This is a genomic window from Janthinobacterium sp. JC611 (genome assembly GCF_018682595.1).
Classification (GTDB): Bacteria; Pseudomonadota; Gammaproteobacteria; order Burkholderiales; family Burkholderiaceae_D; genus Janthinobacterium.
This window is the reverse complement of sequence record NZ_JAFLJN010000022.1, coordinates 1-6,312: the sequence shown is the minus strand read 5'-3', so window position 1 is coordinate 6,312 and position 6,312 is coordinate 1. Positions and strand designations below refer to the sequence as shown.

Sequence of the window (6,312 nt, the reverse complement as noted above, 5' to 3'; positions counted from 1 at the left end):
GCGCGCCGGCCTGGCGCCGACCCCGTATGACGTCCTGCGCCCCACGGCCTCGGCCGGCGCGCGCGGCATGATAGGCGCGTCGTATGGCGTGCAACCTGGCGAAAGCGGTTACGAAGCCCTGAAGGACGGCTTCCTGAACAATTACGAAGCGGCGCTGGCCGTGGAAAGCCGTTTGTTCGACGGCATCCCCGCCCTGCTGGAAGGCTTGAGCGCCCTGGGCCTGGCCTGGGGCGTGGTCACCAACAAGGCCGCCCGCTTCACCGAGCCGCTGGTCGGCCAGATCGGCCTGGGCGCCGCCGGCTGCGTGATCTCGGGCGACACCATGCCCCACCCGAAACCGCACCCCGCCCCCTTGCTGGAAGCGGCGCGCCGCCTGGAGCTGACGCCGCAAGACTGCTGGTACGTGGGCGACGACCTGCGCGACATCCAGGCCGGCCGCGCCGCCGGCATGCGCACGGTGGCCTGCGCCTGGGGCTACTGCGGCCCCGTCGAGCCGCAGCACTGGAACGCCGACCACCTGCTGGACACGCCGCAGGCGTTGCTCGAGCTGGTCAGCGCGGTGGTGAAGGCGGCGCAGGCGCGGCAGCTGGCGGCATGAATCATCGGCGGCCGCTTGATCTCGCACGCCAGCAAGCGAATGCATCATGCAAGAGTGGGCGGATTGCGCTACAATGAAGGTTCTGTGGGGACGACCTGGTTTCGACGTGGGTTGCAAAGCAGCGCAGGGCATACCGAGGGCTGGTTACCTCGTAAATACACCCAGAAAAAACTTAACTGCAAACGATAACTCGTACGCACTGGCAGCTTAATCGCTGTTAGCTCTAGAACACCTCGCCCCTGGGGTGGGCCGTCAAAAGCTCTAGAGTCATTTACAGGGACTCGTCGTATGCTGGGTTACTTAGCGTCCGACTAAATAATAGGTAACTCGCTTGCCCATAACGTGCACATCCGTGCTGGCTGAGTTAAATTAAATGATAGTGCTAAGTATGTAGAACTGTCTGTGGAGTGCTTGCGGACGCGGGTTCGATTCCCGCCGTCTCCACCACTGAATAAATAAAAGGGCTTCCCCGTTTTGGCGGGGAGGCCCTTTTTATTTATTCCATGCATGCAGAGCGCGAGCGTCGAATCCGCGTCCGGTACGGGCGCGGGGGTTTTGCGGGGTTTCGGCGAGCGCAGCTCGGTGCCGCAAAACCGGGTTGCGCTTGCAAGCGCAACCCTCTCCGATTCGTCTGACCAGGTTTTGCGCCGCAGGCGGTTTTCCTAACGACAACATCACCTGCTCAGGCCGTGTACGAATGCCGGACCTGACCCTCGCCCCGAGGTGGCCTTAACAGCTGGCACTGGCGTTTACAAGCCTCAAAATAAAAATACCGTCCAGTCTTAATTGAACGGCATTACCCACTTATGGGGCTTTTTATTTATTGCAAAATTCTATGATTTAGCAGGCTCAGGTTCTTGTTCAGGACTATTTTCACCTTCCAACAAATCATTTAAATCGAGTCCTTTAGCAACATCCATTGCATTTTCCTCAACTTTCTTCTCAGCGCGTTCAGCTAAAATTTTACTAATCCTCCCCAAACCCGGTATTTTTGACAACGCCTCCATAGAATCAGTGAGCTTTTTACTGTTTTCCAACACGGAGAGCAGTGGATGATCGCTCTTATTATAATCGGTAATGAGTTTTCCTGGATTTTCTGCGCTTACATGCAACAGGTTAAACAGCAACTGCGTGCGCAACTCTTCCTTGATGCTAACATCTGCTTTAAGCGTTTCTATCTGAGTTGATATTCCAGAGAACGTTTTACCTAATACTTCTTTATGTGTATATTCTTCAATAAGTCGTTTTGACAGATTAATTTTCTTGTTCAAAGAAATAGCAATCCAAACTGCAGGCAAGTATAGTGGCAAAATGGCAATCAATAGATTTGGGGTGTCTTGTATTACTTTGATAATTCCAATTTTTTCCCAGAACAGAAGGTACACATCAACAGCAAAAGGAATAGCTGAAATGAAAATCATATTTCGAATTGCGGTTTGAAATTTTTCTTCAGACTTTACGAGAGATTCCGTTTCATCATCTTTCTTTTTTGCGTAGGCCGCACTCAAGCCAGCAGCCATTGCCCCTGGAAGGAGATCTTTAAGTTGTGTATCAATTTCTACAATACGGTTTTTGGAATTTGAAACAAGAGTTTCAAAGTTCTCCGTATGCTTTGAAAGTTGTTGATCGTGACTTGATTTTATTGAATCAATGATATCTTGGATTCCCCCATCCAAATTTTCAATTTTCGAATCAATTTCCATGTAGGATTTTTCAAGTTTATCCTTTATGCCATCCACATGAACATTGGCACCATCTACTACGATTTCTTTTCCTAGTATCTTATCTCTCAGATCATCAATTTCACCCTTTTTTGATGCAGAATGAGACAAAAGATCACCAATTTTAGAGGATAGATCGCTAGCACTATTAAGCAATTCTTCTACTTTTTCAACAGCTTCAGGCAACACTTCGCTCTTTTTCAGTGCGTCATTAATTACTTCAATATTTGAATGAATGTTCGATTTTGCAGAATCCACTTCGGATTTCACTTCAAGCATTCCATCAAATAGTTCTGTTGTTTTTTCAATAGAGGAATGCAATTCTTTGTTTGAATTAACAATTCTTTCACATTCAGCAGTGATTTTATCAACCTCTGCCTTTGCGACAATGCTAATTTGCTGCAACCCTTCAAGTTCTGACTTAAACTGTAACTCTAGCTCTATTACTCGCTCTTCCGCTTCAACTGCACTCGCAGCAGAATTTTTTGCAGTTTCTTCCGAGTCTGTAACCTTTAAATCAATATCATTTCTCAGAATATCTATGTCATTCTTGATACCAACTATTTCGTTCTTAATGCCAACTAATTCATTTCTTAAAACTGTTTTTAGTGATTCTAAATCACTTGTTTTTGCATAATTTCCAGTACCAAAGAAATCCATCATATTTATCAACTCCCCTAATTTATTACTATTTTTCTACGTAGAGATGCACATTTTCGAAGCCCCCCTCCTGTCCGTTCACGTTAACACGTCCGCAAAGGATGTGGTGGGACCACTGCGAACTCCGGTTCGCTAGAGCTGTCGGTGCCTAGGTTCGGTCACTGATTTATCATCAAGTTGCTCTGATGAATCATGGCAAACTATACACTCTCGGACCACTTTGCAGGTGCTTCACTTTGGTGGTTCACTCGAAACCATCGCATAGAAAAAATCGAGCAGAGTCAAGGGCTTACGAGGTTCTTGGGTTCAACGATCAACTCCCGCCGTCTCCACCACTGAATAAATAAAAGGGCTTCCCCGTTTTGGCGGGGAGGCCCTTTTATTTATTCCATGCATGCAGAGCGCGGGCGTCGCATCCGCGTCCGGTACGGGCGCGGGGGTTTTGCGGGACTTCGGCGAGCGCAGCTCGGCGCCGCAAAAACCGGGTTGCGCTTGCAAGCGCAACCCTCTCCGATTCGTCTGACTAGGTTTGGCGCCGCAGGTGGTTTTTCCTAACGGCAACATCAACTGCTCAGGCCGTGTACGAATGGCGGACCTGGCCCTCGCCCTTTAGCCGGTAAAATCATACGCAAAGGTGGCCCGGCAAGCCACGCCGGCGACGAGAAAAATAGCAAGCAAGACTACAAACACGGCCAGCGAGCCATATTCAGCAAAGACAAGACTATCCAAGTAACCAAACAGAAGGGCCAGCTAATCTGCGCTATCTCAAGGCATTGGCAGAAAAACCCAAACCATGAAAATTGCTCGCCTGCTTTCCTCCAGTTTCCTCGTGCTAGCCGTAGCCCTCGTCGCCTATGGTCTTTTCGGCTTCTCCCGTTTTACCTGGTACACGGGACCATACTATGATGAACGCATGATCCTGTTCGACCACGGCTTCTATCCCTTTGTGTGGGGTATCGCGCTGCTGCTGATGGGGCAAATCGCCCGCTTGCACCATCGTCGGCCGGCCATGCTGCTCGCCGCGGGTGCCGCACTGATGCTCCTTCTCTGGAAACGAGCAACCGTGCCCGATGCCGTCTCCAATCAGCAACTTTTCCCTGACCCTGATTTACTGGCGGGACTGATTGTGACCGCTGTCGTGGTCATCGTTTTGGCGCTGATAGACCGCCCCGTCGAACAAGCGATCCGCAAAGCTCTTGCTCGTACCCGGTGACCGGCCGCCCCCACTACTCCCCGCACACCGCCCCCCCCACCGCTCCACCAATACTCAATCCCGTCGACAAATCAAAACCAAAATCACAACGATAGCCATCTTTCGGGCGGTGTCGGCACAGCAGCATGTCACGATTGCGAATGCGTATGTGCGGATCGGGGCAGCCATCGCGCATATCCGGCCCGATGGCTTCAAACATGTCTTTGGCAGCGGCTCCCGTCAAACGAAACGCGACTTTGGTATCGCCCGCAACCGGGGCCACGGCATCGTCGAGATATGCGCCATAAATCGCGTACGCCCCTGAGAAATCCTTCTGCACGAATTCCCATACGGCCCGGGCCTGGTGCGCCAACAGCAAACACAGTAGCGCGACGCCTGGCAGGCAGGCGCGCCTCAGCATACGGAGCCGCCGATGCTGCGCCCGGTCAGCAGATCAAAACCGAAGTCGCAATGGTGGCCGTCACGGGGATGATAGGAACAGCTTACTTCCGCCCGCTGGCGCAGGCGATATTCGCCATCCACGCCGCAGGCATTGCGCAAGTCCGGACCCATCGCATCAAATAGCTGTTTCGCCGCCTTGCCATTGATCCAGAATGCGATGCGTTTGTCTTTCCTGGTTGGCGGCTGCGGGTCGCTCAAGCTTCCGCCATAGATGGCATAGCGGCCTTTGAATGGCTGGTAAGAAAACAACCACTTGGGAGCGGATTGGGCCATGGCCATAGCAACAACAAGGAGTAGAGAAACAGCGAGAAGGCGTTTCATGTCATCCGGCCCGCTACTTAATCGTGACGTGAAAATGATCGTCGTGCCGTATGAGTGGTCTTATCCGGGGGATGCTGGGATCATTAAAATAAATAAGCTGGACAAAGCTGAATTCAAAGAATATACGGATGAGCTGCGCCGTTGCATCGCGATCATATTGCGTGTCAAACCTTGTCACCGCTCTCTCCATTTTATCTTTGCGAAACAAGCGGACGTCAACGTCTTTTCCGCTTCGATGGCTCGCATGGTCACGGTAAATAGCCCCATCAGCCAGGCTGATATTTCCAAGACCAATTTTCCGGCTATCGATACCTTGCCATTGATGCTCGACCAAAAACAGTAGCGAAAGCAACTTGGGATGGGCATATTGTCCGGCGCCATTCGGCGGTGTGCCATAGGTGTAATATCCCGCGCCTTCCGGTCTTTGCGGAAGATTAAAGTAGCCGCGTGCATCCTTTGGCTGCAATTCCAGCATGCGTGCTCCTGAAGGTAAAATCCCAGCGCTCGGTTCAAACCATGAAACAAATAGTGCTCCCTGCACATCTCGATGCAGATGTTACGCACCGACGTACCAGGCAGGAATCCTCGCACGCTCGCAAAGATATCCGCACGCTCGACAATTTTTGCCGCAATGCATTCCCGAAGCATTGCGAAGGATCAAATTTCTGTACGTTAATGGAATGATCTCCAGTCGAAGCTACGGCGTTGAGCCAGCGCAAGGTCGCACGCGCCACATCAGGTTGCCGAAGGAGACTTTTCCTTCGCTGTCCTCCACCACTGAATAAATAAAAGGGCTTCCCCGTTTTGGCGGGGAGGCCCTTTTTATTTCCATGCATGCAGAGCACGAGCATCGAATCCGCGTCCGGTACGGGCGCGGGGGTTTTGCGGGGGACGAGCACTGCTCGTCCGATAGCCGCAAAACCGGTTGCGCTTGCAAGCGCCCTCCTCTCCGATTCTTCTGGCTAGGCTTTTCGGACGTGTAAGAAATTCTGTGTGTGCGGGGCCGGGTTTTAGTGAATCGCGTTTGTGAAGCGTTCGCCAAACATGATGGCAAACTGATTGGCCGCCAGCTTCCAAGTCCGCTGCGGCATCTTCCAATCTTTTTCGATATTGCGCAAGGCCAGGAACAGCAGCTTGCTCGCCGCCTCATCGCTGGGAAAATGACCACGATTCTTGACGATCTTGCGCAGGCGCATATGCAAGCTCTCGATGGCGTTCGTAGTGTATATGATGGTGCGTACCTCCGGCGGGTAGGCAAAGAATGGGATCACCTGCTGCCACTGGCGCCGCCACATGGCCGCCACCGTCGGGAATTTCTTGCCCCACGGCCCCGCCGCAAACTCCTCCAGCGCCGCCGC

7 protein-coding genes and 1 other RNA gene are annotated in these 6,312 nt (G+C 52.0%); 3 read left to right on the top strand and 5 right to left on the bottom strand.

Translation table 11 applies throughout. The annotated features are described in order from the left end of the window. Window positions 1-598, top strand: a 598-nt coding sequence (locus J0O65_RS17565) for an HAD family hydrolase (protein ID WP_215408591.1), incomplete at its 5' end; no start/stop codon positions are given. Between the two features lie 86 nt (window positions 599-684). Then, window positions 685-1,045: a transfer-messenger RNA gene (gene ssrA / locus J0O65_RS17560) on the top strand. A gap of 386 nt (window positions 1,046-1,431) precedes the next feature. On the opposite strand, the gene J0O65_RS17555 is transcribed toward ssrA, so the two are convergent. After that, window positions 1,432-2,982 carry a hypothetical protein gene (locus tag J0O65_RS17555; protein ID WP_215408590.1) on the bottom strand — a complete coding sequence of 517 codons (1,551 nt, stop codon included), beginning with the start codon at window positions 2,980-2,982 and terminating at the stop codon, window positions 1,432-1,434. Between the two features lie 790 nt (window positions 2,983-3,772). On the opposite strand from J0O65_RS17555, the gene J0O65_RS17550 reads away from it, so the two are divergent. Further along, entirely contained in the window at window positions 3,773-4,192 is a 420-nt protein-coding gene (locus J0O65_RS17550; RefSeq protein WP_152251837.1) for a hypothetical protein, read from the top strand. Between the two features lie 13 nt (window positions 4,193-4,205). Here J0O65_RS17550 and J0O65_RS17545 read toward each other — a convergent pair whose 3' ends face one another. The 4 genes from J0O65_RS17545 to J0O65_RS17530 all read right to left on the bottom strand — a co-directional run. Continuing rightward, window positions 4,206-4,592 (bottom strand): hypothetical protein, encoded by a 387-nt coding sequence (locus J0O65_RS17545; protein ID WP_215408589.1) that lies wholly within the window; start codon window positions 4,590-4,592, stop codon window positions 4,206-4,208. After that, window positions 4,586-4,954 carry a hypothetical protein gene (locus J0O65_RS17540; protein WP_215408588.1) on the bottom strand — a complete coding sequence of 123 codons (369 nt, stop codon included), beginning with the start codon at window positions 4,952-4,954 and terminating at the stop codon, window positions 4,586-4,588. Before J0O65_RS17540 ends, J0O65_RS17545 begins: the two co-directional genes overlap by 7 nt. A gap of 13 nt (window positions 4,955-4,967) precedes the next feature. Beyond that, on the bottom strand, window positions 4,968-5,429 hold the full coding sequence (locus J0O65_RS17535) for a penicillin-insensitive murein endopeptidase (RefSeq protein ID WP_215408587.1): 462 nt from the start codon (window positions 5,427-5,429) through the stop codon (window positions 4,968-4,970). A gap of 535 nt (window positions 5,430-5,964) precedes the next feature. Beyond that, window positions 5,965-6,312, bottom strand: a 348-nt coding sequence (locus J0O65_RS17530; RefSeq protein ID WP_215408586.1) for a transposase, incomplete at its 5' end; no start/stop codon positions are given.

Coding starts and splice junctions, on each gene's coding strand:
- J0O65_RS17545 (WP_215408589.1), bottom strand. CDS start 4,592: ATGCTGAGGCGCGCCTGCCTGCCAGGCGTCGCGCTACTGTGTTTGCTG.
- J0O65_RS17535 (WP_215408587.1), bottom strand. CDS start 5,429: ATGCTGGAATTGCAGCCAAAGGATGCACGCGGCTACTTTAATCTTCCG.
- J0O65_RS17550 (WP_152251837.1), top strand. CDS start 3,773: ATGAAAATTGCTCGCCTGCTTTCCTCCAGTTTCCTCGTGCTAGCCGTA.
- J0O65_RS17540 (WP_215408588.1), bottom strand. CDS start 4,954: ATGAAACGCCTTCTCGCTGTTTCTCTACTCCTTGTTGTTGCTATGGCC.
- J0O65_RS17555 (WP_215408590.1), bottom strand. CDS start 2,982: ATGATGGATTTCTTTGGTACTGGAAATTATGCAAAAACAAGTGATTTA.